Source organism: Acinetobacter sp. YH12140 (assembly GCF_013418475.1).
GTDB classification, from domain to species: Bacteria; Pseudomonadota; Gammaproteobacteria; order Pseudomonadales; family Moraxellaceae; genus Acinetobacter; species Acinetobacter amyesii.
In genome coordinates, this window is the sequence record NZ_VPBZ01000008.1 from 78,903 (window position 1) to 104,581 (window position 25,679).

General features: G+C 42.0%; 21 protein-coding genes. 11 read left to right on the forward strand and 10 right to left on the reverse strand.

The features are described from left to right. Positions 1–12: 12 nt before the first annotated feature. Positions 13–351 (reverse strand): GlpM family protein, encoded by a 339-nt coding sequence (locus FTU75_RS12875; RefSeq protein ID WP_078190528.1) that lies wholly within the window; start codon positions 349–351, stop codon positions 13–15. A 134-nt stretch (positions 352–485) separates the two neighbouring features. Continuing rightward, positions 486–869 carry a hypothetical protein gene (locus FTU75_RS12880; RefSeq protein WP_257221437.1) on the reverse strand — a complete coding sequence of 128 codons (384 nt, stop codon included), beginning with the start codon at positions 867–869 and terminating at the stop codon, positions 486–488. 179 nt (positions 870–1,048) lie between these two features. On the opposite strand from FTU75_RS12880, the gene uvrA reads away from it, so the two are divergent. Both uvrA and FTU75_RS12890 read left to right on the forward strand, forming a co-directional pair. Next, a complete protein-coding gene (gene uvrA / locus FTU75_RS12885; RefSeq protein WP_111884493.1) occupies positions 1,049–3,880 on the forward strand; it encodes an excinuclease ABC subunit UvrA in 2,832 nt (943 codons plus the stop codon). 59 nt (positions 3,881–3,939) lie between these two features. Continuing rightward, the gene (locus tag FTU75_RS12890) at positions 3,940–4,203 is read left to right on the forward strand and encodes a hypothetical protein (protein ID WP_180116130.1); all 264 of its coding nucleotides are present in this window, start codon (positions 3,940–3,942) and stop codon (positions 4,201–4,203) included. 488 nt (positions 4,204–4,691) lie between these two features. Here FTU75_RS12890 and blaOXA read toward each other — a convergent pair whose 3' ends face one another. After that, a complete protein-coding gene (gene blaOXA / locus FTU75_RS12895; protein ID WP_180116131.1) occupies positions 4,692–5,543 on the reverse strand; it encodes a class D beta-lactamase in 852 nt (283 codons plus the stop codon). 202 nt (positions 5,544–5,745) lie between these two features. Between blaOXA and FTU75_RS12900 the strand changes: the two genes are divergently transcribed. Continuing rightward, complete coding sequence (locus FTU75_RS12900; RefSeq protein ID WP_180116132.1) at positions 5,746–6,555, forward strand: toxin-antitoxin system YwqK family antitoxin; 810 nt, start codon at positions 5,746–5,748, stop codon at positions 6,553–6,555. A gap of 19 nt (positions 6,556–6,574) precedes the next feature. Here the strand turns inward: FTU75_RS12900 and FTU75_RS18690 are convergent, their stop codons facing one another. Both FTU75_RS18690 and FTU75_RS12905 read right to left on the reverse strand, forming a co-directional pair. Further along, entirely contained in the window at positions 6,575–6,946 is a 372-nt protein-coding gene (locus FTU75_RS18690) for a GGDEF domain-containing protein (RefSeq protein WP_373685873.1), read from the reverse strand. Further along, on the reverse strand, positions 6,947–8,305 hold the full coding sequence (locus tag FTU75_RS12905; protein WP_373685874.1) for a GGDEF domain-containing protein: 1,359 nt from the start codon (positions 8,303–8,305) through the stop codon (positions 6,947–6,949). 1,096 nt (positions 8,306–9,401) lie between these two features. Here FTU75_RS12905 and omp33-36 point away from each other — a divergent pair. Further along, positions 9,402–10,298: a porin Omp33-36 gene (gene omp33-36, locus FTU75_RS12910; protein ID WP_180116133.1), complete on the forward strand. Its 897-nt coding sequence runs from the start codon at positions 9,402–9,404 to the stop codon at positions 10,296–10,298. A 58-nt stretch (positions 10,299–10,356) separates the two neighbouring features. Here the strand turns inward: omp33-36 and FTU75_RS12915 are convergent, their stop codons facing one another. Further along, positions 10,357–11,052: an ion channel gene (locus tag FTU75_RS12915; protein WP_180008803.1), complete on the reverse strand. Its 696-nt coding sequence runs from the start codon at positions 11,050–11,052 to the stop codon at positions 10,357–10,359. A gap of 251 nt (positions 11,053–11,303) precedes the next feature. On the opposite strand from FTU75_RS12915, the gene FTU75_RS12920 reads away from it, so the two are divergent. Beyond that, positions 11,304–11,678: a hypothetical protein gene (locus FTU75_RS12920; RefSeq protein ID WP_180116134.1), complete on the forward strand. Its 375-nt coding sequence runs from the start codon at positions 11,304–11,306 to the stop codon at positions 11,676–11,678. An 88-nt stretch (positions 11,679–11,766) separates the two neighbouring features. Here FTU75_RS12920 and FTU75_RS12925 read toward each other — a convergent pair whose 3' ends face one another. Then, positions 11,767–13,482, reverse strand: a complete 1,716-nt coding sequence (locus tag FTU75_RS12925) for a cation acetate symporter (RefSeq protein ID WP_111884487.1) — start codon at positions 13,480–13,482, stop codon at positions 11,767–11,769. Position 13,483: 1 nt separating this feature from the next. Beyond that, positions 13,484–13,816, reverse strand: a complete 333-nt coding sequence (locus FTU75_RS12930) for a DUF485 domain-containing protein (protein ID WP_078193192.1) — start codon at positions 13,814–13,816, stop codon at positions 13,484–13,486. Between the two features lie 181 nt (positions 13,817–13,997). On the opposite strand from FTU75_RS12930, the gene FTU75_RS12935 reads away from it, so the two are divergent. Further along, positions 13,998–17,486, forward strand: coding sequence for a PAS domain-containing hybrid sensor histidine kinase/response regulator (locus FTU75_RS12935; RefSeq protein WP_180116135.1), 3,489 nt, complete (start codon positions 13,998–14,000; stop codon positions 17,484–17,486). 429 nt (positions 17,487–17,915) lie between these two features. Continuing rightward, a complete protein-coding gene (locus FTU75_RS12940) occupies positions 17,916–18,683 on the forward strand; it encodes a hypothetical protein (protein WP_180078599.1) in 768 nt (255 codons plus the stop codon). Between the two features lie 167 nt (positions 18,684–18,850). On the opposite strand, the gene FTU75_RS12945 is transcribed toward FTU75_RS12940, so the two are convergent. Continuing rightward, the gene (locus tag FTU75_RS12945) at positions 18,851–19,501 is read right to left on the reverse strand and encodes a response regulator transcription factor (RefSeq protein ID WP_078190543.1); all 651 of its coding nucleotides are present in this window, start codon (positions 19,499–19,501) and stop codon (positions 18,851–18,853) included. 375 nt (positions 19,502–19,876) lie between these two features. On the opposite strand from FTU75_RS12945, the gene msuE reads away from it, so the two are divergent. The 4 genes from msuE to FTU75_RS12965 all read left to right on the forward strand — a co-directional run bounded on the left by msuE (position 19,877) and on the right by FTU75_RS12965 (position 24,407). Further along, complete coding sequence (gene msuE, locus FTU75_RS12950) at positions 19,877–20,608, forward strand: FMN reductase (RefSeq protein WP_078190544.1); 732 nt, start codon at positions 19,877–19,879, stop codon at positions 20,606–20,608. Between the two features lie 39 nt (positions 20,609–20,647). Then, complete coding sequence (sfnG, locus tag FTU75_RS12955; RefSeq protein WP_180116136.1) at positions 20,648–21,754, forward strand: dimethylsulfone monooxygenase SfnG; 1,107 nt, start codon at positions 20,648–20,650, stop codon at positions 21,752–21,754. Between the two features lie 495 nt (positions 21,755–22,249). Beyond that, positions 22,250–23,668 (forward strand): deoxyribodipyrimidine photo-lyase, encoded by a 1,419-nt coding sequence (locus tag FTU75_RS12960; RefSeq protein WP_180116137.1) that lies wholly within the window; start codon positions 22,250–22,252, stop codon positions 23,666–23,668. Positions 23,669–23,792: 124 nt separating this feature from the next. Next, entirely contained in the window at positions 23,793–24,407 is a 615-nt protein-coding gene (locus tag FTU75_RS12965; protein ID WP_180116138.1) for a riboflavin synthase subunit alpha, read from the forward strand. A 71-nt stretch (positions 24,408–24,478) separates the two neighbouring features. Here the strand turns inward: FTU75_RS12965 and FTU75_RS12970 are convergent, their stop codons facing one another. Next, positions 24,479–25,657, reverse strand: a complete 1,179-nt coding sequence (locus FTU75_RS12970) for an acyl-CoA dehydrogenase family protein (RefSeq protein ID WP_180116139.1) — start codon at positions 25,655–25,657, stop codon at positions 24,479–24,481. Between the last annotated feature and the right edge of the window lie 22 nt (positions 25,658–25,679).

The window sequence follows — 25,679 nt, forward strand, 5'->3', positions numbered from 1 at the left end:
GGCTTTTGATGCTTACTGAAAACTCTGCCATGCATAAATCAAAACAGCTGCAGCAAGCACCCAACTCAACGTTGCTACACTCAAACATGCCGTTAAGCTCATACGTGTAGCGAGCAGGTACACCATCAATAAATAAATGAAATAGGGGATGAGAGACCAGAGTCCAAACAGTGCAGTTTTTTGTAATGCGGCTGCACCCTGATCATTTGCCACAATTACATGAGCAATCAACGCAAAAGTCGGAAACAATGGAACCAAACCTGCAATATAAAACGCCTTACTTTTAGACAGCAAAGCAATTAATACCACAACAAAGGCACCCATTAAGCTTTTGAGAAATAAGGACAACATGGCATTCTATAGTTTCGAGAAAACTGCATTTTACGCCTTTTCTGCGATAGTCCTGAGATTTTCCAATGGATTGTTATGCGCATGACACAGGAGATTTAAACGATGAACTCAAAACAGTCACAGCGCTTTTATATTTATGCACCTTTACACCACAGGCTAGATGTAAAGCGCGCTTTTTGTTGCTCAGCCATGTGCTTAAACTGCGCTTGAACTTTTAAATCTTCAGCACTCATCAAATGTTGATTGTTTTCAACAATTGCCAAAACCAAATCAAACTGTTGAGGAATTTTTTCGCAAGCCAGCTGCTTTTTTTCAGCTTCTGTTTTGGCTTGACCTAATTTCGCAATATACAGATCAATTTTTTCACTTTCGGTATTCAGCGCCAAAGTTGCTTGTTCTAAGCTGTCATATTTTTGCGCTTTCGGTGTTTGGTTCGGGGTACATGCACTCAAAAACACACTACACATCAATAAACCCATCACACCTAATGTTGGATTGAGATGAAGTTGCCATTTCATGTTAAAAGTCCTAGATTGCTGATTTGCGGATGTTTTAGGGCATCGGCACAGACAGCTATATTTTGATTCGGCCATTTTTCTCACAAAGTCACGCATAAATCTAGGTTTAAATTACACTTGAACATTTTTCATGCGCTATCATATATAGGTTTTTCGATGAATATTTTAGGACCCCTTGCATGAGCCAAAGCCATATCCGTATTCGAGGCGCACGTACCCATAACTTAAAAAATGTGTCACTCGATATTCCACGCGACAAGTTTGTGGTCATTACGGGTCTTTCTGGTTCAGGGAAGTCCTCTTTGGCTTTTGATACCTTGTATGCTGAAGGTCAACGTCGCTATGTTGAATCCTTATCTGCCTATGCACGCCAATTCCTTTCACAAATGGAAAAGCCCGAAGTTGACTCGATTGAAGGCTTGAGTCCTGCGATTGCCATCGAACAAAAATCAACGAGCCACAACCCACGCTCAACAGTGGGAACAATCACCGAAATTTACGACTATTTACGTCTACTCTATGCCCGTGTCGGCACGCCGTATTGTCCTGAACATGACCTCCCGATGGTGGCTCAGACTGTGTCTGAAATGGTTGATACCGTCAAAGGTCTAGAAGAAGGTACGGCGCTTATGTTGCTTGCCCCTGTGGTCCGTGACCGTAAGGGTGAATACACCAACTTATTTGAACAATTACAAGGTCAGGGTTTTGTCCGTGCCCGTGTCGATGGTGAAGTTATTGATATCGACACACCACCCGAATTAGACAAAAAGAAAAAGCACACCATCGAAGTCGTTGTTGACCGTTTTAAAGTTCGTGATGACCTCGGTAACCGTATTGCAGAAAGCTTTGAAACGGCTTTACGCATGGGCGGCGATATTGCCATTTTGTCGTGGATGAAAGGCGAACAAGAAGATCGCGTATTTTCTGCTAAGCACTCTTGCCCTGAATGTGAACGTGCCGTTGGCGAACTTGAACCACGGCTATTTTCCTTCAATAATCCATTCGGTGCCTGCCCTGTTTGTGATGGTTTAGGCACACGCAGCCATTTTAGTGCTGACAAATTGATTCCCAATAATGAAGTTTCGATTAGCCAAGGGGCGATTCGCGGTTGGGACCGTCAACGTCCGTATTACTATAGTATGATTCAGAAAGTCGCTGATCATTTTGGTTATTCTTTAGACACACCGTGGAATGAACTCGATGCCGAGACCAAAAAGAAATTCCTTTATGGTACAGGCAAGGAAAAAGTTGACCTCAGCTATATTGATGAACGTGGTCGTTCGCACAAACGTGTGCAAGCCTTTGAAGGGATTCTACCTCACCTAGAGCGTCGCTATCGTGAAACGGAGTCGAACTATGTGCGTGAGGATTTAGCACAGTATTTATCCAATGCCGCATGTGATGCTTGCGGTGGCTCACGTCTCAATGAAATTTCACGTCATGTCCGAGTTAAAGATAAAACCATCGCGCAAATCACCAAGATGTCGATTGGCGATGCTGAAAGCTATTATCAAGACCTCAACTTAAGCGGTGCCAAAGGCGAAATTGCTGACAAGATTTTCAAAGAGATTCGTGAACGTTTGCACTTCCTAGTCTCTGTCGGTTTGAACTATTTAAGTTTATCGCGTTCGGCAGAAACACTGTCGGGTGGTGAAGCTCAGCGTATTCGTTTGGCTTCGCAAATTGGCGCGGGCCTGATGGGCGTAATGTACGTGCTGGATGAACCCTCTATTGGTTTGCATCAGCGTGATAATGACCGCCTATTGGAAACCCTAGTACGTTTGCGTGACTTAGGTAATACCGTATTAGTTGTAGAACATGATGAAGATGCGATCCGTGCCGCCGACCATATTATTGATATTGGCCCCGGTGCAGGTGTGCATGGCGGTCATGTGATTGCCGAAGGGACGTATGATGAAATTTTGGCAAATCCAGATTCATTAACTGGTCAATATCTATCAGGAAAGCTCAGTATTGATGTGCCGAAAACACGCACACAACCGCCAAAACCTGAAGAGCAAATTAAGTTAATGGGCGCTGCGGGTCATAACCTGAAAAATGTCGATTTGACTATTCCTTTAGGTGTGATGACCTGTGTGACAGGTGTATCAGGTTCAGGTAAATCGACGCTGATTAACCGGACATTATTGCCGCTTGCAGCGACTCAATTGAATGGTGCAACCACATTAACGGCTGAGAAATTTGATTCGATTGATGGCTTACAGTTCCTCGATAAAGTCGTTGATATTGACCAAAGCCCAATCGGTCGTACACCACGTTCAAACCCTGCAACATATACCGGTTTGTTCACACCTATTCGTGAACTGTTTGCGCAAACTCCTGAAGCCAAAGCACGTGGTTATGCGGCAGGTCGTTTCTCATTTAACGTGAAAGGTGGTCGCTGTGAAGCCTGCGAAGGTGACGGGATGATTAAGGTTGCAATGCATTTCTTACCTGATATGTATGTGCCTTGTGATGCCTGCCATGGCAAGCGCTATAACCGTGAAACGTTAGAAGTTGGTTATAAAGGTCGTAACATTTCTGATGTGTTAGAAATGACGGTTGAAGATGCAATGCATTTCTTCGACGCTATTCCTGTGATTCACCGTCGTTTGGAAACCTTGAACCAAGTAGGCTTGGGCTATATCCGTTTGGGTCAGTCTGCAACCACACTTTCAGGTGGTGAAGCGCAGCGTGTGAAATTGGCTCGTGAGTTGGCAAAACGTGATACAGGTAAAACCTTGTACGTGCTTGATGAACCGACGACAGGTCTACACTTCCATGATATTGCTAAATTGCTCGACATCCTGCATGAGCTACGTAATAAGGGTAATACCATCGTGGTGATTGAGCATAACTTGGATGTGATTAAAACTGCCGATTGGATTGTGGATTTAGGTCCTGAAGGTGGTGCTGGCGGCGGTATGATTATTGCCGAAGGTACGCCAGAGCAAGTGGCTAAGAATAAAGTGTCGCATACAGCGAAGTTCTTAAAGCCGATGTTGAAATAAGATTCTCTTTCCTTTAAGTGCATGATAAAACGGTGATTCATTCACCGTTTTTTATTTATATGACTTTATTAGAGATAATTGATACAGCCGTAAAAATTGGTTTAGGAGCACTGATAACTGGCGTAATTACCTACTTAAATCAAAAGGCAAATATTTCAGCATCAGTAGCAAAAGATAACCTTCTATATAATCGTAATTTATTGACCAATATTTCCAAAGATCTCGAGGAAATAAATCATCTCGTTTTAAAAATTTGGGCATTTTTTGAATTTGAAACAAAACAATCTCAACTAGCTCTTAATGAGATTTCAGATAGACTTTAACCTCTAAGACACGCACTTTTTAATGACTTTAATTTGCTTAGCAAAAATGAAGGTTTAATTCTTTTACATGGATATATTGAACAATAAGAAAAGCTAAGAATTTATGGCGAATTACTCGGAAAATTTAACGCTTATACACTTTGTAAAAATGGAGCTATCAATGTTGAAACAACTGCTCAATATAGATTTAAAATTTTAGAGGCTAAAAAATTACTTTATACGAGCTTAAACAAAGCCATTTCTACATAAATTCTTGTTCTTCACAATATTCAATCACATGACGGCGACATGGATGTCGCCTGTTTGAGTGGGGCAGCACGGATGTGCCCTCAGCCAAACAAAAGCATTTTGCTTACTTTTGTGCTTTCAAAAGTAAGATAAATCCTACGCAATGGAAGCTAAAACCTAATGCAAAGCGAGGACGTGCCAACTCAAAATTCAAAATTCAAAATTCAAAATTCAAAATTCAAAATTCAAAATTCAAAAAATTAACGTAAATAATGAAACACACCCAACTTATCCAACACATCCAACGTCAACTGCTTACGCTCCGCCACATCATCCCCTGCAGCCATCTGCAAATTCAAACTAAACGCCGTGATCTTGCCATGACCATCATCTACCCAACCGGTATACCACCCAACTTGCGGCTCTACATCCATACCCCAACCACTCTTGGCATATAACTTCGCATCTCCACGGCTTTCAATATAAAGCATGTCTTTGACCTGCTTTTGTACCGTAACATCAAACGGTAATTTCTCTGTCGCAAGCTGATACGCAAATTTGACTTCTTGTTCAGGCGTAATCTTTAACGGCCCTACCAACCAAAAATTATCCACCTGTTTGCCAATATTGGCATTGCCAAAACCGACCCGTTTGACTTCTTGTTGCATTAGCGCCAAGCCTATTCGCCTTGCCAGTTCCTGATATACAGGAACTGCAGATGCTTGCATCGCTTCACCCAAAGTCAGGTCTTTTTCCCATGAGGGGAAAGCACGTTTTTCACCTTTCCATTTAAAAACTTCAGTGGTTGTCGCCTTCTCATGCTGCAAACCAATTAAAGCATTTAACATTTTAAAGGTAGATGCAGGAATGTATTCAGTGTGGGCGCGCTGTAAGTCATTGCCATAATGACTTAAACGCGGACCATCAAATGTGACAAATACTGCCTGTGTTTGTGCTTGATTAAATAAAGACGGAATCTCTCTCACCCGTGAATTTACTAAATTGGCTTGAGCCGTTTGTTTTAAGTGTTGAGATGAATCCAACATGCCTTCATTTGTTGTACATGCTGACAAACTCAGGACAGTCATCAACGATAGATATATTTTTTTCATTGCACTATTTTTATGGCGTTTAAAGTCCACAGTATAAGATGAAGTTCAAACCTGAATTGTGTACTTTTCAACAGTCTTGTATCTGTTGCAAACTTAGCATATCGACTATTTATTTTTAAACAAAACATCCTTATGATGACGCCTATCGTGAACTCAACAACGAATAATTTTTAACTTTTTAAAATATAAAAGCATACTAACAATGAATAAATTTATCTTAAGTTTCAGTCTCTTATTATGTCCAATATATAGCTTTGCCGATGGCTATCTAAACGAATACATGGTGCTGTTTGTCTCACAAGAAGACCCCGATCTTAGCCCATGGAAAGATAAGCCGCAGTGTAAAGCCCTCAGCACCCCGACTTCACACAAAGGGATCTATGAAAATCAATATGTCTATGCCAATGGCAATGCCCTAACCACCATCTTTCTGAGCAACAGCAAAATTAAAAATGGTGAATGTGAACATCTCATTCACTTTCCAGATGGTATTCAAGGCTCAGGCGTATTTGAAAGTTTCTTCCCCAACGGCAAACCCCGTAGCCGCATTTCCTATAAAAATGGGGAGTACGAGGGCAAACTTGAGTTTTGGTTTGCCAATGGGATAAAAGAGCAAGAAAGTAGCATCATCAATGGTGAATCTCAGGGGGATTACAAAATTTGGCATCCAAATGGGCAACTGGCTTTTTCTCAAAATTATAAAAATGGTCTCGAAAATGGCCTGCGCCAACGCTGGTATAGCGATGGTAAACCGTGGACCTATGCCAATTTTCAAAACAATAAATTGATTGGCGAGCTGAAAATGTGGTTTGAAAACGGCAAACTAGAACGCCAAGGTTATTATCGTAATGGCGTTCGTCATAACAGTTATAAAATTTGGTATGACAATGGGCAACCTGAAGCGGTGCTTCAGTACGATTTAGGCAAAATTACCCAAGCCCAGTGTTGGAATGAAGATGGTAGTCAAATGAACCAACAAGCCTGCAATAAATTATATAAAGATGAAGATTAATTCATTTGTCTAGCTAACTTTATGAATCTGCCAAGCTGCGTTTAGACTGAAACACGATCACGCCCCGCAGCTTTGGCTTTAAAAACAATGCTTGGTCTGCTCGCTCTAATAAATCGATCCAGTTTTCGGCCCCCACTGCCACTCCAATACTCACCGTCACAATGAGATCGGCTTCGTCCTCTGCCAAATTAAAATTCACATTCTGAATATCGTGCCGTATAGTTTCGGCAATGTGTTGGGCTTTGAGCATATTAATCCCCTCGATCAGGACTAAAAACTCATCTCCTCCATATCGCACCACCAAGTCGGATGAACGAATATGTTTTCGTAATTGATTGGCAACATGTTGAATCACCAAATCGCCGACAATATGCCCATAGCGATCATTCACCTATTTAAAGTGATCAATATCAATCACGATCAGTGCTGTATGTAAAAAGCCTGAATTTTGGCTGTCGCGAAATTTAATATATTCATCTAAGGCAAAACGATTGGCGACATTGGTGAGTGAGTCAGTATTGGCAATATGTTTAAGCTGAAATTCAAAGGCATCACGCTGTTCCAACATGTTTTCAATATGCTGAATGGCATCAAATAAACTGAGATAACCTACTTTGGCAGGTTCAATCACGCCTTGATCCATTTGTCGGTGCCGAGCCAGTTTAAATAACTGATTACGAGCACGAATTAAAGGTTCAAACACCCATTTCTTGGCATAGAACATCGTTAATAATGCAGTCAGTAATGACACGAGCGAGACAAAAAGCGTGAAAATCAATTTATTTCGCGCTTCACGTTGTTCATCCGCAGCTACTTTGAGACTGTAATCTAAAATATAACTTTGCAATTCCACCACTGTGACAAATTTATTGACCATTGCATCAGTGAGCTGGGTGCCATCCATGTGATAACGCTGATGTTGAAGACTTTTTTGAGTCAAACCATCAATAATTGGCAAACCTTTATCTAAAAATTCCGTCCTTACCGCATGATGTAACTGTTTAAACTCGGGAGTTTTGTCATGTTCAGACTGCACGACATTGATCAATTCCCATAGATAGCGTGTTTGACGCTGGGTTTGTAAACTCCGCGCTAAATTTTGCTCTGGAATTTCCTGTTGAAATGATACCGCAGCCATAATATTTGATGCGACTCTTCCCGCCTGATCACGTAATTCTGCCAGTAATAAAATCAGCGTGTAATAATTCGATACACGAGTATCTTTACCATGAGAATGATTGACCAATTTCTGCATGGCAATATAGCTTTGATCCCAAGCTTGGAACATCGCCAAAATGGCATGATCCAATTTTTTAGCTTCACGCTGTTGTGTCGGCAGCGCAATATATTGATCGACCGTTTTGCGACCCTGCAACAAATATGGATATAAATTGGACTCTAACTGCTGGGCGATCGGTGCAAAGCCCGTTTCTTTTAAAACTTTCAGTGTATCTTGATATTGCCGATCAACGCCTTGACGATATTCAGCCAACTCAATAATTTTTTGCTCGCGCTGTTCACCTTGACTCGACATTGCACTGTTAGCTGGCGCACGTTCACGGGAAATTTGGTTGGTTAAATCTGCCCCCATTTTCAGCATCTGAATTTCTTTCAGCGCTTCGGCACTTTTGAGGTAATGTTGATTGCTGCTCCCAATCAATGGAACACTGATAAATACGATAGACAAGACGATTACTAGCATCGCAAGTTGCAAGCGCTTACTAATATGCTCTGTTCGTAATGTTTCCATCTATTTTATGCCCCACACTTGTTGCATACCCCAACCCACTTCTCAACTAAACGCGGGAATATTTAAATTAATGACCAATAATTTATTAATTTGTAAAGTGAACATTTATAGCTCTAAATTCTATATAAATGTGCTTAATCTGTCACATTTTTATCACTTTAGAACGAGATAATTTGCTAAAAAACAGCAGCATATTTCAAAGCGAAATATTTTTTATTAACTTGTTTAAATAAATATTTACAATTGCAATAAATTGGTGCAGAATGCACCGTATTAGGGCACACTAGGTTTCTTCCTCAGCAGAATATTTTAGTTTCCCGAAAATTTTGGCTAAAAAATCCTGATTTTCCTTGAAAATCAGGATTTTTTTTGTCTATATCACTTTAATTGAAAGATAAATAGAATTATTAACGCACCATAAAAGTGCATTTATTTCTACAAGATATTTGCTCTATATTTTATCTTTAATATAAAGTTGCATTTTTGAATAAAAAAAAGCCCAACCTTGGGGAAAGCTGGGCGAATAAAAAACAATAATGGAGAATCAGGGTCAAAGTCACACTTTTAAACCGTGTGACGACTCGATTGGCAAATTATGAATCAAATTAAACCTGATGTAAAGCCAAGTATTTCACTAGGATATTAAAAATATCACAAAGACACATATTTAAGTGACATATCCCTCAAACTTAAAACAAAAATGTCTATTTAATATACAAATAAGTGGTTTTAGCCCAACAATTCAGCAGTCAAAGTCCCGATTTATTACCTCAAATGCGTGAAAAGCGTTAGAATTTACCCACTACCATAAATGTTATTTTGAATTAAAATAACAATAATAATTGTTATTTTAGATTGAAAAGTTGTGTATTTTTTCAAGTGTATTTTTTTAATTAAGAATTTAATCAAACTTACTTAATTGTTCTCAATGATTTTTTTTCAGTGACTTATTAGTTAGAGTAAAAACTGAATTTCTTATTATGAAATAAAGATCTGAGTCAGAGACTGAATAATAACCTTTAGGATCATTGACTTAATATATTGTTACAATACAATGCTCAATGTTTAATCCATTTGTAACAACTGGTAGAAAATCATGAAAAAACTCGGTTTAGCCACTGCTTTATTATTAGCCATGACCGGTGCTCAAGCTTACCAATTTGAAGTTCAAGGCCAAGCAGAATACATCGACACAACTACAAATGACAAAGATTTCATTGGTGGTGTTCAAGGTACTTACTACTTCAAAAATGTTGACTCTACAAAAGGCCCTTTAGCAGAAGCTGCATTCTTAAACCAAGCTTCTAACGTAGCTGTTGCTTACAACTACGGCGAAGTTGGTTCACAAGGTGTTGACGTAATTGCTCATAACTTTGGTGCTAAAGCTGAAGCATATGTTCCAACTAAAGTTGTTCCTGTATATGCAAGCGCGTCTTACAGCCACACTATCCTTGACAGCAAAAATGCAAACAACACTGATGACAACGGCGACCGTTATGCATTAGAAGTTGGTGCGCTTCCAACTCAAAACTTCTTAGTTGCTGTTGGTTACACTAGCGTTGCTGACCAAGCTGCTGTTGACGCGTTCAACGTTATGGGTAACGGTGTTGCTAAAGCTGTTGCTGAAGCTGCGACTATCGATCAAGACCAAGACGCTATCACTGCACGTGCTAAATATGTTGGCGCAATCGACGACACTAACATGGCAATTGGTTTCGAATCAGGCATCATCTACGGTGATGACACTGCTTACCAATTCAAAACTGATCTTTTCGTAACTCCTAAATTAAGCGTTGGTGCTTCTTACGCTGAATCTAGCTTTGCTGGTACTCCAGACTCAGCTTGGGGCGCGAACGTAAACTACTTTATCACTCCTGCTGTTGCAGTTGGTGCTAGCTATGTAAATGCTAACTATGAAGCAGCTAAAGCGACTGAAACAAGCTTTATCGGCGACACTCAAACTGTTGGCGTAAATGCTAAATTCCGTTTCTAATTCATATTAGATACTGAATACCAAAAAGGACGCATTTGCGTCCTTTTTTATTCTGCCATTATTTGTCTTTAGGCTCATGGCGTTCCGGTAAATGGGCAATATATTGCAATGCTATTAAACGTGAAACGATGAGAGCCAAATACATCACCCCACAGAACATTTGAAGCATCGCCAACACCCGTGCAGGCGCGCTCACTGGCATGAGATCTGACAAGCCCGTGGCAGACTGCAAACTAAAACTTAAAAATAATAAATCTAACCACGACTGCATACCCGGCTCTGCAGGATTCACAAAACTATCCGGATAAATCAGCTGACAAATACTATAGAGAAAAGCAAAACCCCATGCGATGAGGGTAAATACTGCCCCTGCTGCAAAAAGTTCATCTTTGGTTAAATAACGATCGGCAAACATATAGCGTAATAAGCCATAGGCTGCACTAAAATATGCGCATGCTTCAAAACCATGCGCAATAATTTGAATATTGGGATGATTTACACCGAGCATAATCAAAGTAGAAAACAATACGGCGCAGCCAACAAAACTCAGTCCTAGAATCGTAAACATTGGAGTTTGGCGAATCACTTTGGCAATGATCAATAGTACCGACACCCCAAGTACCCAAATCAGCGCACGAAAAGACAGACTTTCTCGGGTAATCGCGGTTAAAACCAAGATCAGAAACTGCACCAGTAACAGCCATGCTGAGGGTAAAAGTCTAAAGCTTTTCCAAAAATCTACAAAACCTTGCATTATTTTCAATCTCTATATTTTTTTCATGCGCTGAAATGATCGATCTGAAGCATCATCAACTGATTGATTTTAAATTAGCACGAAGTGAGTTTTTTTTAATGCAAAAATTTGTTGATCTTAATCTAAAAAAGCATCCATATGAGCACTGTTCTAGCTGGGTTTCTTATTACCAAAGAGGTTCAAAAAACCTACTGTAAGTTTCAGTTTTCAGGCACATATTCAAAGGAATCTCCTACGTGGTAGATTTCATTATGAAAAAACATTTCGTATTTGCACCCCTCTGTCTGCTCATGCTCTCTGCCTGTACACAAAACAGTCCGCTCCTCAAAGGCCATGAAAATTATGTGGGGACTTGGCAAAACAACCACAGTGAATTAGTGATCAAATCGTCGGGCGAAGTGACGTATTACCATCAAGAACATACTGAAAAAAGTATTGCCAACCAAATCTTCAGTGGTGCTGAACAGTCGCGAATAAAAGCCCATTTGAGCAGTTTTGGTGATCAGAGCTTTAGCATCGGTCAGGATAATTTCTCTCAACAATTCACCATTCAGCGCTCGCCTTATCAAGATGATCAAGGCCATTGGAAAATGTCGATCAATGGAGAAAATTATACACGCAAATAGGACAGAGATTTGTCTACAAACCTCTGCGTCATATCATTCACTAAATATAAAAAAAGCCCCTTATTAGGGGCTTTTTAGGCGATTCAGATTAGTGATCTGAAGCACCAGAGATACCAATACCAGTTTGTGAACGTACATACTGTGCATCGAATGCTTTACGCTCAGCTTGTGCTTGTGCTGAATTATCAGTCACAGAGAACAACCAGCAGCAGATGAATGCCAATGGCATTGCAAAGATAGCAGGACCATTGAATGGGTTAATTGGTGTTTCAGAGATTGCGAATGTATCTACCCAAACTGCTTTAGACAATACAATTAGAATCACGGCAGTTGCTAGACCAACCACACCACCAATCACCGCACCACGCGTCGTTAAACCTTTCCAGAACATCGACAATACAAGCACTGGGAAGTTTGCACATGCAGCTACAGAGAATGCAAGACCGACCATGAATGCAACGTTTTGTTTCTCGAACAAGATACCTAAAATCATTGCGAAGATCGCAAGACCTAAAGTCGCGATTTTAGACATACGAAGTTCAGATTCAGGTGTAGTTTGACCTTTCTTGAATACGTTTGCATACAAGTCATGTGAAATTGCTGAAGCACCAGACAACGTTAGACCTGCAACTACTGCAAGAATTGTTGCGAATGCTACCGCTGAAATAAAGCCCATGAACAAGTCACCGCCCAATGCATCAGACAAGTGAACCGCTGCCATGTTGTTACCACCAACAAGTTCTAACTTGCCAGTTACCGCCATTTTCGCTACATCAAGAAATTGTGGGTTGTTCGATACATAAAGGATCGCACCAAAACCGATGATGAAAGTTAATAGGTAGAAGTAACCAATAAAACCTGTAGCAACAACTACTGATTTACGTGCTTCTTTTGCATCTTTTACAGTAAAGAAACGCATCAAAATGTGTGGAAGACCTGCTGTACCGAACATCAATGCAAGACCTAGAGAGATCGCATCAATTGGGTTGGCTGCAAGTTTACCTGGACCCATAATGTTTGCAGCTTCAGCTAAAGATACGTCATGTACTTTAGAGAAAACTTGAATCGATTGAGTGAACATTTCAGAGAAGCTGAAGCCCACGCCTTTCATGACCATGAATGCCATGAAGCTTGCGCCAGAAAGTAGCATCACTGCTTTAATGATCTGTACCCAAGTTGTTGCCAACATACCACCGAAGATTACATAAGCCATCATCAGTAGACCAACGATCACAACCGCAATGTTGTAGTTCAAACCGAATAGCAGTTTAATCAACTGACCTGCACCCACCATCTGTGCAATCAGGTAGAACGCTACAACCACAAGCGAGCTTACTGCTGCAAGGGTACGGACAGGTTTCTCAGCTAGACGGAATGACACCACGTCAGATAAGTTGAACTTACCTAAGTTACGCAGACGCTCAGCCACCAAGAACAATACGATTGGCCAACCCACCATAAAGCCCAATGAATACAGCAAGCCGTCAAAGCCTGAACTGAATACCATTGCGGAAATACCGAGGAACGATGCTGCTGACATATAGTCACCGGCAATCGCTAAACCATTTTGGAAACCCGAAATACCACCACCCGCTGTATAGAAGTCAGCTGTGTTGGTGGTTTGCTTCGCTGCCCATTTGGTAATAAACAAAGTCAAGCCAACAAAAATTGCGAACATGATAATCGCATGCCAGTTGGTCGCTTGTTGCTGTGCTTCACCTAAATCTGGTCCAGCCATTGCCATGCTTGACATGAGCAGAGCAGGAGCCGCTAATACTATTGCTTTCAATGAATTCCATTTCATCTTAGTGCGGTCCTTTTTCTTGAGTAATTGCTTCTACTTCACGCATTGCTTCTGCGTTTAATGCATCCAACTTGTTGTTTGCAATATACGAATAAACACCACACAGTAAGAATGACAATACGATAATGCTTAGACCTAATGGCATACCAATCGTGGTCACACCACCACTCACGGATTGCATCAAGAACTCTTTGTTATAGCCCACAAGGAGCATAAAGCCGACATAGACCACCAACATGATGATCGTCAAAGTCCAGCTCAACTTACTTTTACGGCTGACCATTTCCTTAAATTTTGGATTCTGTAGAATTTGTTCTACCTGTCTCTCATCCATAATATTCTCCTTACGCCGAACCTTGGCGCGCAATTTTCTAATTCGAATTATTTCGAAGCTAAACTTACCAATGTTCCTTATCTCTTGTAATTTAGACTTTGGTCGTTAAATTTTGAGCAATAACCTTCCTAAGCCTATGGATGCGTTATCATTAAGCGAGAATTAATATGCTGCAGGCTCTATGAATAGTTGGCTTATCGTCGGGGTATTGGCCCTTTACATCGCATTACTCTTTGTATGTGCATTCTTTGGTGAAAAGCATGCCAGCAGGCTCAGTACTCGCGGCAGAATGCTTCTCTTTAGTCTAACTTTAGGGGTGTATTGTTCATCTTGGACATTTTATGGCGCAACGGGTGCCGCCGTTCGTGAGGGCATTATTTTCCTACCAATATATCTGGGACCGCTGCTATTTGTTGCGCTCGGCTATGATATTTGGCGACGTTTAGGGCGTGTCCGTCAGCATCATGCCATTTCATCGATTGCCGACTTTGTAGCAGCACGATATGGTAAAAGTGGCCCCTTAGCTTCACTGGTCACGATCCTTGCCGTGATTGCCATTATTCCCTATTTAGCCTTGCAGCTACGTGCGATTGCCCTAAGTGCAACGGTCATTTTAGAACCGACCGCTGGTCTGACAGGTACCACCAATAGTGTGCTGTTTTTGACCGGTGTATTGGCGATTTTGGCGATGATGTTTGGGACACGACAGATTGCCAATACTGAACAGCACGGCGGCTTAATGTTGGCTGTGGCATTTGAGTCTTTCGTCAAGCTGTTTGCACTACTTGCAGTCGCATTTTTCTTTGTTTTTGAATCACCTGAAAACATGGCGCAAATCAGCCATGACATTAGCAGTACATTTAAAGATGTCCAGCTCAAAGGTGTGCCAGAAAGCTTTTGGATTCAAACATTATTGGCTGCTTTAGCGATTATTTGTCTACCACGTCAGTTCCATGTCGCGGTGGTTGAACTGCGAGATGAAAAGCATATTCGTGGTGCTCGTCGTTGGTTTGCCATTTATCTGATTTTAACCATTATCGCGATCATCCCGATTGCCAGTTGGGCGCTGCATGCAGCACCTGCCTACTTGGCAATCCCCGATGTTGCTGTGCTCTCACTGCCTTTAAGTTATAACCAAGACTGGTTGACTTTACTTGCCTTTCTCGGTGGGTTTTCAGCTTCGACAGGTATGCTGTTGGTGTCTTCAGTGGCTTTGTCGATTATGCTCAGTAATGACTTGATCATGCCTGCACTGTGGCGTACACGCTTATTGTCACGTCATGACAAACGCCTACCACTCGTACTGAAATTCACACGTCGTGTGTGTATTTTAGCGGTCATGTTATTGGGCTTCTTGTTCTTCCATTTCTTCAATGACATTGACCAATTATCGGTATTTGGCCTATTGGCCTTCAGTGCTGTGGCTCAGTTTGCACCGGCGCTAATTGGTGGTTTGTATTGGCGTGGCGGAAGCAAGCAAGGTGTATATGCGGGTCTGTTGGTCGGTTTTGGCATGTGGGCTTATACCCTGTTATTACCAACCGTATTGCGTAGCCTACCTGAACAATTTAAAACATTTACCGAAAATCTTTTAAGTCAGGGTCCGCTAGGCTTGAGTTGGTTACGTCCTGAAGCACTGTTAGGGTTTGAATCTTTCGATCCACTTACCCATGGCGTAGTTTGGGCACTCGGTTTAAATATCACCCTCTATATTTGGATTTCCCGCGTCTTCCGTCCAAGTGTTGCCGAGCAAATTCAGGCCGAAAGTTTCTTTTATTATGAAACCAAGCCCCTTCCTGCTCAAAGTACATCGAATGACATCAGTTATATTCACCATGATGTGGCGCGTCTAAAAGTAGGTGATTTGATTACCTTGGCAAAACGCATTACCGGTGAAGGTCCAACCATGCGTGCCTTCAACCAGTTCTGTGCACAAAACAATGTCGTTTTAAATGAAAATAGCAGCGCCAACGGTATGTGGTGGCGTTTTACCGAACAGTATCTTGCAGGCACCATCGGTGCGGCATCCGCCCGTACCTTACTCACCACAGCCATGGTTAATAATGGTTTAGCACTCGGTCAGGTCGCCAATATTCTTGACCAAGCCTCACAGTGGCAGCGCTTTAACCAAAACCTGATCATGACCATGATCGACCATATGACTCAAGGTGTGTCCGTGGTTGATGAAAATATGTGTTTGGTGGCATGGAACAATCAATACCTCAAACTGTTTGATTATCCAAAAGACATTGTCTACGTCGGTTGCCCAATTTCAGACTTGATTCGTTATAACGCTGAACGCGGCGAATGTGGTCCCGGTTCAGTCGAGGAACATGTGCGTAAACGCATGCATTGGATGCAAGTCGGCAGCGCACACGAATTTGAACGGATTCGTAAAGATGGTCGTGTGATTCAGATGCGCGGCAACCCAATCGAAGGCGGTGGTTTCGTCACGACCTTTGCCGATATTACCGCATTCCGTGAAAATGAAGCCTTGCTTGAAGGGCGTGTACAAGACCGTACCCAACAGTTGGCAGACGCCCTGTCTGAACAACAATTGGCACGTGAGCAAGCCGATAAAGCCAATATGTCGAAAAGCCGCTTTATTGCTGCTGCAAGCCATGACTTATTGCAACCGATGCATGCTGCGCGTCTGTTTAGTACCGCCCTCGAGCAAAGCGTACAAAATGACGATGATCGTAAAACGCTTCAGCAACTTGATCGTGCGCTGCATGGTGCGGAAAGTATGCTCTCTGCCCTCTTGGACATTGCTCGACTCGAAGGCGGAACGATCCAACCGAAACGTCAGCCTTATCCACTACATGACTTACTCAGCGATCTTGAACTGCAATTTAAATCGATTGCAGCACAGCGTAATATCAAACTGACCGTACATGATGCTCAGTTCTGGATTGACACCGACCCACAGTGGATTCGTCGTATTATTCAAAACTTCGTCAGCAATGCCTTACGCTATACAGCGCGTGGTCGTGTTGTGGTGGGTGTGCTACGTTCAGCACGTCCGGGGCATATTCGTATTGGCGTTTGGGATACAGGTCCTGGGATCGCGGAAGAACAGCGCATTAAGTTGTTCCAAGAGTTCGAACGCTGTGGACACACCTCTCCATGGGGCGAACAGGGTCTAGGTTTAGGTTTAGCCATCGTGCAACGGATGACCAGCCTACTCGACTATCCTGTGCATGTGTTCTCAGAACTTGGTCATGGTTCGTGCTTTATAATTGAAGTGCCGGTGGTCGCTGCGCCAAAAGTGGTCGCTGCACCGACCCAAGCGGTTCCGCTGAAAACCAAAGCCTATAAGATTCTGTGCTTAGACAATGATGAAACCATTTTGGAAGGGATGTCGACCTTACTGACCAAATGGGGCTATCAAGTCTTTAAGGCCACTGAACCTGAACAGGCCATGGAGTTAATTCAACAAGAAAATATTCAAGTTTGGTTGGTTGACCAACACTTAAATAATAATAAGATCGGTCTCGACTTTATTTTAGATAACCGTCAGGAAAATGTCCCTGTGGCGCTGATTACCGCAGATTCTGATCCTGAATTACCGCAACGTCTAAAAGAGTTAAACATCGTCTTACTGAAAAAACCGTTGAAACCGGCTTCACTCCGTTCATGGTTATCTGGTTTGAAGATTTCAAATCAGTAGCGCTGTTACAGGACATCGCTCTGTGAAAAGTAGCCCATTTCATTCACATGAAATGGGCTTTTGTTTACCTTACTTTTACTTAAACTTACCTAACTGGCAAAAAAATTTGTCTCAGCGGCAAGATCATTCAAAATAGCCCCGATATTTCGTCTATTTATTAGCCATAAATATCAAATTTAGATTGCCTATGGCAAAAGATATCGAATGCATGAGTGAACACTTGTACACTTAGTTACAATTAAAAATCTATTTGATTTAAAAAAGATTTTTACAAGCAAAAATAAAAACTAAAACTTTAGTCTTATATTTAGCTGCCGCCGTTCGTTTTAAAAATATTCATAAGAAGTTGATCAGTTTCAAGCCAATTCAAGAAGCGTCATAACTCAACACTTGAGAAGCTGATCTCCCCCGCATATTAGGAGTGATCTTGTGAATATTTCAGAAACAATGCCGCATGGTTTTGATCAAAATCTACAGTTTCATCGTCAGTATGGTGCCAATGCCATTTTGCCAGAGATCGACTGGCGTCAATTATTTAAGTTCAGCAAATTAAGTGATGTGCAAGTCGAAGCGTTGGAAACACTCTATCGCAGTGCCGTTCCTCTTGCGTTACAGGTATTTGACGAACTGAATTTTGATGTCTTTGCACCGAATGCTTACAAACCCCAAGGCCTTGGCTTATTCGATCGACTGGCAGAACAAGAAGATCTACTGCTGCAAAATTTAGAAGCAGAATCCAATAGCTTAGGTTTGGACACCCGTCATCAGATTTGGAGCATGCTACTGCGTGGTGGTGCGGTTTTGGTATTTAAAGCGTGGCTTGGTAAAGTCAAAACCGACCAAAACCAGCTGGATAAAACACAGTTTGATGAATTATCCGATTTACTGTTTATTAAAACAGCACCATTTGAATTGGCTCAACGTTTAAATGTCGATGCCAACTCCAAGCAAGACCATATCTTCCTGATGTATGACAATGATGTCTATCTGGACCGTTTTAACAGTTTAGAGACTGCAGCTCTATTTGTGGATTTGGGCGTTTATGATGCGGCTTTCCTGAGTTTACGTGATGACCGTGTCGCGGATTATCTCAAAGCGCGCGGCTATGTGACCGATGAACAAATTGATGAATTGCAATGTGCGCTCAACCCTTTGTACTGTACGGATTTGACGCCTAAGCAAGACTATATTGCTTAAGTTGAAGTGGTTTGTTTAAGTCATTGTTAAGTTGCATTGCTCTATTGCTTTTAAACCACATGTAAAGGCCTAACAGCATTTACAACGAAATGATCTAGCGCCAGCATTAGTGCTTAAACAGAAAAAAAAGACCTCCATCTTGGAGGTCTTTTTTATGGAAAAAATCCTTAGATTTTCTTTTCTTCAATATTCAGTGCATTAATTGCCAATACAGCTTGGGTTCGGTTTTGTACGCCCAACTTACGGAAAATTGCCGTCACATGTGCTTTGATGGTTGCTTCAGACACATCCAACTCATAGGCAATTTGCTTATTCAACAAACCTTCTGCCACCATCATTAACACACGGAATTGTTGCGGTGTTAAAGACTGAATACGTTCTGCCAATGCTGTTTCATCTGCAGCACGTGGGTCAAAGTTCATGTTGGCAGGTAAATTTGGTGGTAACCAAATCTCGCCTTCTAAGACTTGACGAATCGCTTCACCAATGTGGCTTGGATGTGCAGATTTTGGAATATAACCCATCGCACCATGTGCAATCGCACGTTGGATAATCGACGCTTCTTCATGCGCAGAGACCACAATGATTGGAATCGATGGATATTGTGCGCGAATATGTACCAAGGCAGAAAAGCCTGAAGCACCCGGCAAGTTTAAATCCAATAACACAAGATCAGGCTCAGGGCCATTTTCAAGACGTTCATAGCATTCATTGACTGCTGCAGTCTCATGAATTTGCGCCTGAGGCAAACTATAACGAACCGCCTGAATTAAAGCATGACGAAACAGCGGGTGATCATCAACGATTAAAATATTCATAAGCAACGTGAGAGATCTTGTGCACAATGCCCCTATTCTAACCACACATGCTATGTGAAGGATATGCAAGAACTTATTTTTTTGCATTTAAAATGTAGATTTTTCGCTTAAAATGCGTCTTTTTTCGCATTTTCTATAAATCTTTAAATCTAATCATATTTTCATATAAATTTTATCAACACAGTAAAAATGCTTATATCTAAGCATTATATGTTGAAATATCAACAGTTTAAAATTTGAAATTTCACGAATCTTCTGGTTTTTCCAACATATCTAAAAATCAGATAACTTTTCTGATTTTCGTTATTTTACAGTGATCCACCCATCGGGATTAATAAAAGGCATTCCGAGAAACCACACTTTTAGGTTTAAAAAATGTCTCAAGTTAATCTACAAAAACCCCTGAATATTGTTGCTGTGTCAGGTGGTCTAAACAATCCATCTAAAACTGAAGCTTTGGTACAAGCCATTGTTGATGAACTCGGTGATGCAACTCCAATCAATGTGCATTTTATTAAGTTTAGTGAAATTGGCAATTTATTAGGTGGCGCGATTTACCGTAACCAATTGCCACAACGTGTACAAGATGACCTTGCTGCCGTTGAAGCTGCTGATGCACTGATTGTTGGAACGCCAGTTTACCGTGCTTCATTTACAGGCCTGTTTAAACACTTTTTTGACTTTGTCGAACAAACTGCATTGGTCGATGTACCTGTCTTGCTTGCAGCTTCGGGTGGTTCTGAACGCCATGCCTTAGTGCTTGAACATCAACTGCGTCCATTGTTCAGTTTCTTCCAAGCGCAAACATTACCGATTGGGGTCTATGCAACAGATCGTGATTTCACCCCTGAATACACCATTCATAGTGAATTACTCCGTGACCGCATTACTTTAGCTGTAGCACGTGCGCTGCCGATTTTGGAATGGGCTCCAGCCAAAGGTCAGCGTGCTGAAGTGGTGAAAGCCAAGTCTCAACAAGCCAACCAAAACTTGGGCATTAATAAGCAAATCGAGCAAGAAGAAGTTCTTCCTTCTGCAGCTGTTCCAAGTTTGGATGCTGCTGAAGCTCGACTGCATAGTAAAAAGCCAAAAACGCAAGTGGCCTAAACACCACAGCATAACAATTCGATCCCGAGGGTTTGCAAAATGTCAGTACAAGAAAAAAACATTACATTTGCGTATTGGGTACCAAACGTCAGTGGTGGTTTGGTGGTCAGTAATATTGAACAGCGTACCGATTGGAGCTATGACTATAACGTGCGTTTGGCACAAGCTGCAGAAAAAAGTGGCTTTGATTATGCGCTGACTCAAATTCGTTTTACCGCAGGTTATAACGCGGAAAATCAACACGAATCGGTTAGTTTCAGTCATGGTATTTTGGCCAAAACTGAAAAGCTCAAAGTCATTGCCGCGATTTTACCCGGCCCTTGGAAACCGGCTCTGGCTGCGAAACAATTGGCGACCATCGATCATCTCACCAATGGCCGTATTGCGATTAATGTCGTGAGTGGTTGGTTCCGTGGTGAGTTTGATGCGATTGGAGAAGAATGGCCCGAGCATGATCAACGCTATGCGCGTTCTGAAGAGTTCATTCGTAGCCTAAAAGGCGTGTGGACACAGGATAACTTTAGTTTTGATGGTAAATACTATCAATTTAAAGACTACACCCTATCTCCAAAACCGGTGCAAAAACCGCATATTGAAATCTTCCAAGGTGGCAGTTCACGTGCAGCACGTGACATGGCATCCCGTGTTTCCGATTGGTACTTCACCAACGGCAATACCCCTGCTGAGTTGAAAAAGCAGATCGACGATATTCGTGAAAAAGCCAAAGCCAACAACCATCAGGTCAAAATCGGGGTCAATGCCTTCATTATTGCCCGAGATACGGAGGAAGAAGCCCAAGCGGTGCTTCAAGCTATTATCGACAATGCCAATACCGAAGCGGTCAATGCCTTTGGCGATGCAACTCGTGAAGCAGGTGCATCCACCAAAGAAGGCGAAGGAAACTGGGCAAAATCTACTTTTGAAGATTTGGTTCAATATAACGACGGCTTTAAAACCAATCTGATTGGCACACCACAACAAATTGCAGAACGTATTGTGGAACTCAAAAGTGTAGGCGTCGATTTGGTTCTCTCAGGTTTTCTCCACTTCATTGAAGAAGTGGAATACTTTGGCGAAAAAGTGTTGCCACTGATTCGTGAACTGGAAGCTCAACAGCAGCAAGTTGTGCAGGCTAAATCAGCATAATTGTTGATGCAGTCACAGCTCATAAAATCAGCATAATAATCACAACCGGCTCACTTCACTTTCCTCCCCTAAGGCTCGGCTTAGGGGATTTTTTATCTTCCGTCCTATTTAAAGACATGCTCTGTTTCTACAAAACGAACGGATCTGTAGACAAAGAAAAAGCCCGACATCCTGTCGGGCTTTTTCTATATGGATACTTAAGCATGACTCCTGTCTTGCTTCACAGTCCTGATGGTGAACACTTTGTTATTGTTTTATGTTCCGGAACGTCCTGTTCCTGTATGAGTTCATCTTAGGTAAAATTTAAAAGTGCGCCTAGCGTCAAAAACTTCGTTGCTTGTACGCTTAAGCTGACAGGATTGTGCGCAATCGGTTAACTTAAACCATAGATATTATATGGTTTTTTATAAAAATCGATATTTTTTAGATGGTTTTATCACCAATATACACCTCGTAATTCCTGTGATATTTCCAACAAAACAAGAGGCAATAAACATGCAACTGGTTTGGTTTCGACAAGATTTAAGACGACATGACCATAGCGCACTGTGGCAGGCGACACAGTCTGGTCCAACGATTGCCTTTATTGCGCTTTCCCCTGAACAATGGGCAAGACATGATGATGCCCTCATTAAAATCCATCGCTATCTTGCCCAGCTGGAACTTTTGCGACAGCAATTGGCTGAGCTAAATATTCCACTGATTATTCAGCATATTCCCCATTGGTCAGACATCGCCACTGAGCTATTAACCCTATGTACTCAGCTCAATATACACACTGTTCATGCACATATTGAACATGGTGTGAATGAACTTAAACGAGACCGCGAAGTACAACAGTTATTAGAACAGCAGCACATCTCTGTTGAGCTGTACCATGACCGCACCCTGTTTCCTGTTGGCAGTATTCGCAATCAATCTGGACATCCTTATCAAGTTTTCGGTGCATTTAAGAAAAATTGCTACGAAAAATTAAGCATCAGTCTGCCTACTTGTTATCCCGCTATTGAAGCCCAAGCGGCCCTCGAACCGCATTCGCTGTGGCAAAATCAATTTGATTTAAGTCCTTTTTATCCCACATCGCTGTTAGCTACTCAAATCGAGCTTTGGCCGATTGGAGAAGATCACGCACTACAGTGCTTAGATGAATTTATTGAACAACATCTGCATCGTTATGCTGATGATCGGGACTTTCCTGCGCTCAATGGAACCAGTCGAATTGGCATGTATTTAAACTTGGGCATCTTGTCTATTCGCCAATGTCTGCAAGCCCTGTTTCGTGAACAAGGCGGCTATTTCCAGATCGACCACAGAGGACAACAAACTTGGCTCGATGAGCTGCTTTGGCGTGAATTTTACCAGCACATTTTATTTGACTACCCGCAAGTTTCTCAGCACCAGCCGTTTCAAACCAAAACCTTAAAAATAAAATGGCGCCATGCACCACAAGACTTTGCTGCGTGGCAATACGGCCAGACGGGCATTCCGATCGTCGATGCAGGGATGCGTCAACTACTGGCTACGGGTTGGATGCATAATCGGGTGCGGATGATTTGTGCCATGTTCCTCAGTAAGAATCTACTGATCGATTGGCGGTTGGGGGAACAATGGTTTATGCAGCACCTTGTCGATGGCGACTTAGCGGCCAATAATGGCGGTTGGCAATGGTGCGCCTCGACGGGTACAGATGCTGTACCTTATTTTCGGATTTTTAACCCGATCAGCCAATCTCAGAAATTTGATCCGAACGGGGATTATTTACGTCAATGGCTACCTGAACTGGCAGATTTGGATGCCAAACAAATTCACCAACCCTTTGCCAAAAATCCTCAACTGGAATTGAATTACCCTCAACCGATCGTCGATATAAAGCAGTCTCGCCTAACGGCAATTGAAACATTCCGAGCATTGTAGATATTGCCAAGATCGAACTGTTAGAGATCAAAACACTGTACTGAAATGGTCACTGTAAAGCATAGCCGAGCGTTCGTTTTGTCCCTACAATACAGAAAACGCAAATCATTTTAGAGACGCTCCCATGTATACAGGCATCGTGCAAGGTTTAGAAAAAGTCTTAGACATTCGTCAAGGCAATGGCTTCACAACCTTAGTGATTTCAAATCATCAGAATTTTTTTCATGATGTCTTTATCGGGGCAAGTGTGGCGATTAATGGCGTGTGTTTAACGGCCACACATATTGATTTGGCAGCTAACCAAGTACATTTTGATGTCTCAGATTTGACCAATCAACTCACCACGCTGAAAGCTCTCAAGGTTGGTAATGAGGTCAATGTCGAACGCTCAGCCAAAGTTGGCGCAGAAAATGGTGGTCATAATCTGTATGGTCATATCGAAGGTACAGCCATAATCAAAAACTTAGAGCATCGCGGGGAAACCTTTCATCTCGATATTCACATTCCAGCAGGCAATATTAAATATTTCTTTCTCAAAGGTTTTATTGGGCTCAATGGTTGTAGTTTGACTGTGAACCGTGTTGATCGTGCCAATAGTGAAATTTCAATCGATCTTATTCCTGAAACACTGCGCCTCACTACATGGAAAGATGTCCAAGTCGGTGATGCCGTGAATTATGAGATTGATCAAACAACGCGAACCTTAGTCGATACCTTAGAAAATATTCATCAGCGTTAAATCGACTGACAGCACATTGCAAAAAAGCCTCCAAAACGGAGGCTTTTTATTGGCTCATGTGCAATATACGTTTAAGAATAAAAACTTGGATCTGGCACTTTCGCTGTGAGCACCCATTCACCGACCTCCTGATATTTATAATCAATCGGATCGTGTAAGGTCTGGGTACGTACATTGCGCCAGAAGCGATCTAAATTCAGTTTGGCTGTTGTGGCACGTGCGCCCATCACTTGGAAAATATTTTGCGTAATGTACAGCGAGCTATTGGTGGCTGCAATTTTGGCTGTTGCAATCGCAATAGAGACTTCTCCACGTTGTTCCGCCGTTAAAGCTTCACCAATCTCCCAAGCCCATTGCAAACGCTGAACCGCTTTATCTGCCAATAAACGTACACTTTCTAATTGCACATAAAACTCAGCAAAATGCTTTTGAATGAAAGGGTCATTCACTGCATTTTCAGCCAGTGATTTTGACCACGCCTTTTGGTTTTGAACCGTCTGTTTTGCTGTTTCAAAAGCCCCTTCTGCCACCCCTAAAAACATATGCACAAAGATCAACTGTGCAATCAACGGACGCAAGCTTGAATACGGCGTACTCAAAGGTCCTGGGTTCAGTAGTAATTCATCTTTGGAAATTTTTACCTGTTCAAAATGGCTACTTCCACTGTCGGTTTGACGTTGTCCCATATTGTCCCAATCGCCGAGAAAACTGACGCCTTCACGTGCTGTAGGAATCACCCCGATCAATAATTTTCCATCTTCATTGAAGCCAGAACACAGCAAAATGTCTGAATCCATGGAACCCGAACAAAAACTTTTATCGCCATGAAACACATATTCATGTTCAGACAGTTGCGTCGCTGTAGTACGGCGGTCTAAAGGGTTTAGGGTGTTGCCCCAAAATAAATGCTCACGTGCAGTCTGTTCAAACCACGGGCCATATTGCTCTGGCTGCGCGAACAACTGTACCGTTGCAATCAATAAATGATGGAAACCATAAACATGCGCCAATGAGCTATCCACTTGAGCAATGGTTTGAATGGTTTTAAAAATCGTCAGCCAATCTGCACCCTGTCCACCGTATTGCTGTCCAATGGACAATGCAAGTAAACCACTTTGACGAATCAAATCACGTTCAGCTTTGGGATTTCCCCCCTGCTTATCACGCTGAGCAGCCGTCGTGGCAAATTCTGCCGCCAGTTTTTGGGCAATATCGATCGGATCTTGAGTCAATGGAATTGAAGCATTCATATGTCTGTCTGATTATTCTGTT

Bases quoted from the DNA above. Each gene is read 5' to 3' on its own strand.
- omp33-36 (WP_180116133.1), top strand. From the start codon at position 9,402: ATGAAAAAACTCGGTTTAGCCACTGCTTTATTATTAGCCATGACCGGT.
- FTU75_RS12890 (WP_180116130.1), top strand. From the start codon at position 3,940: ATGACTTTATTAGAGATAATTGATACAGCCGTAAAAATTGGTTTAGGA.
- FTU75_RS12875 (WP_078190528.1), bottom strand. From the start codon at position 351: ATGTTGTCCTTATTTCTCAAAAGCTTAATGGGTGCCTTTGTTGTGGTA.
- FTU75_RS12920 (WP_180116134.1), top strand. From the start codon at position 11,304: ATGAAAAAACATTTCGTATTTGCACCCCTCTGTCTGCTCATGCTCTCT.
- FTU75_RS12915 (WP_180008803.1), bottom strand. From the start codon at position 11,052: ATGCAAGGTTTTGTAGATTTTTGGAAAAGCTTTAGACTTTTACCCTCA.
- FTU75_RS12925 (WP_111884487.1), bottom strand. From the start codon at position 13,482: ATGAAATGGAATTCATTGAAAGCAATAGTATTAGCGGCTCCTGCTCTG.
- FTU75_RS12960 (WP_180116137.1), top strand. From the start codon at position 22,250: ATGCAACTGGTTTGGTTTCGACAAGATTTAAGACGACATGACCATAGC.
- FTU75_RS12935 (WP_180116135.1), top strand. From the start codon at position 13,998: ATGAATAGTTGGCTTATCGTCGGGGTATTGGCCCTTTACATCGCATTA.
- FTU75_RS12905 (WP_373685874.1), bottom strand. From the start codon at position 8,305: ATGGAAACATTACGAACAGAGCATATTAGTAAGCGCTTGCAACTTGCG.
- FTU75_RS12970 (WP_180116139.1), bottom strand. From the start codon at position 25,657: ATGAATGCTTCAATTCCATTGACTCAAGATCCGATCGATATTGCCCAA.
- FTU75_RS12880 (WP_257221437.1), bottom strand. From the start codon at position 869: ATGAAATGGCAACTTCATCTCAATCCAACATTAGGTGTGATGGGTTTA.
- FTU75_RS12945 (WP_078190543.1), bottom strand. From the start codon at position 19,501: ATGAATATTTTAATCGTTGATGATCACCCGCTGTTTCGTCATGCTTTA.
- FTU75_RS12965 (WP_180116138.1), top strand. From the start codon at position 23,793: ATGTATACAGGCATCGTGCAAGGTTTAGAAAAAGTCTTAGACATTCGT.
- sfnG (WP_180116136.1), top strand. From the start codon at position 20,648: ATGTCAGTACAAGAAAAAAACATTACATTTGCGTATTGGGTACCAAAC.
- FTU75_RS12930 (WP_078193192.1), bottom strand. From the start codon at position 13,816: ATGGATGAGAGACAGGTAGAACAAATTCTACAGAATCCAAAATTTAAG.
- blaOXA (WP_180116131.1), bottom strand. From the start codon at position 5,543: ATGAAAAAAATATATCTATCGTTGATGACTGTCCTGAGTTTGTCAGCA.
- msuE (WP_078190544.1), top strand. From the start codon at position 19,877: ATGTCTCAAGTTAATCTACAAAAACCCCTGAATATTGTTGCTGTGTCA.
- uvrA (WP_111884493.1), top strand. From the start codon at position 1,049: ATGAGCCAAAGCCATATCCGTATTCGAGGCGCACGTACCCATAACTTA.
- FTU75_RS12900 (WP_180116132.1), top strand. From the start codon at position 5,746: ATGAATAAATTTATCTTAAGTTTCAGTCTCTTATTATGTCCAATATAT.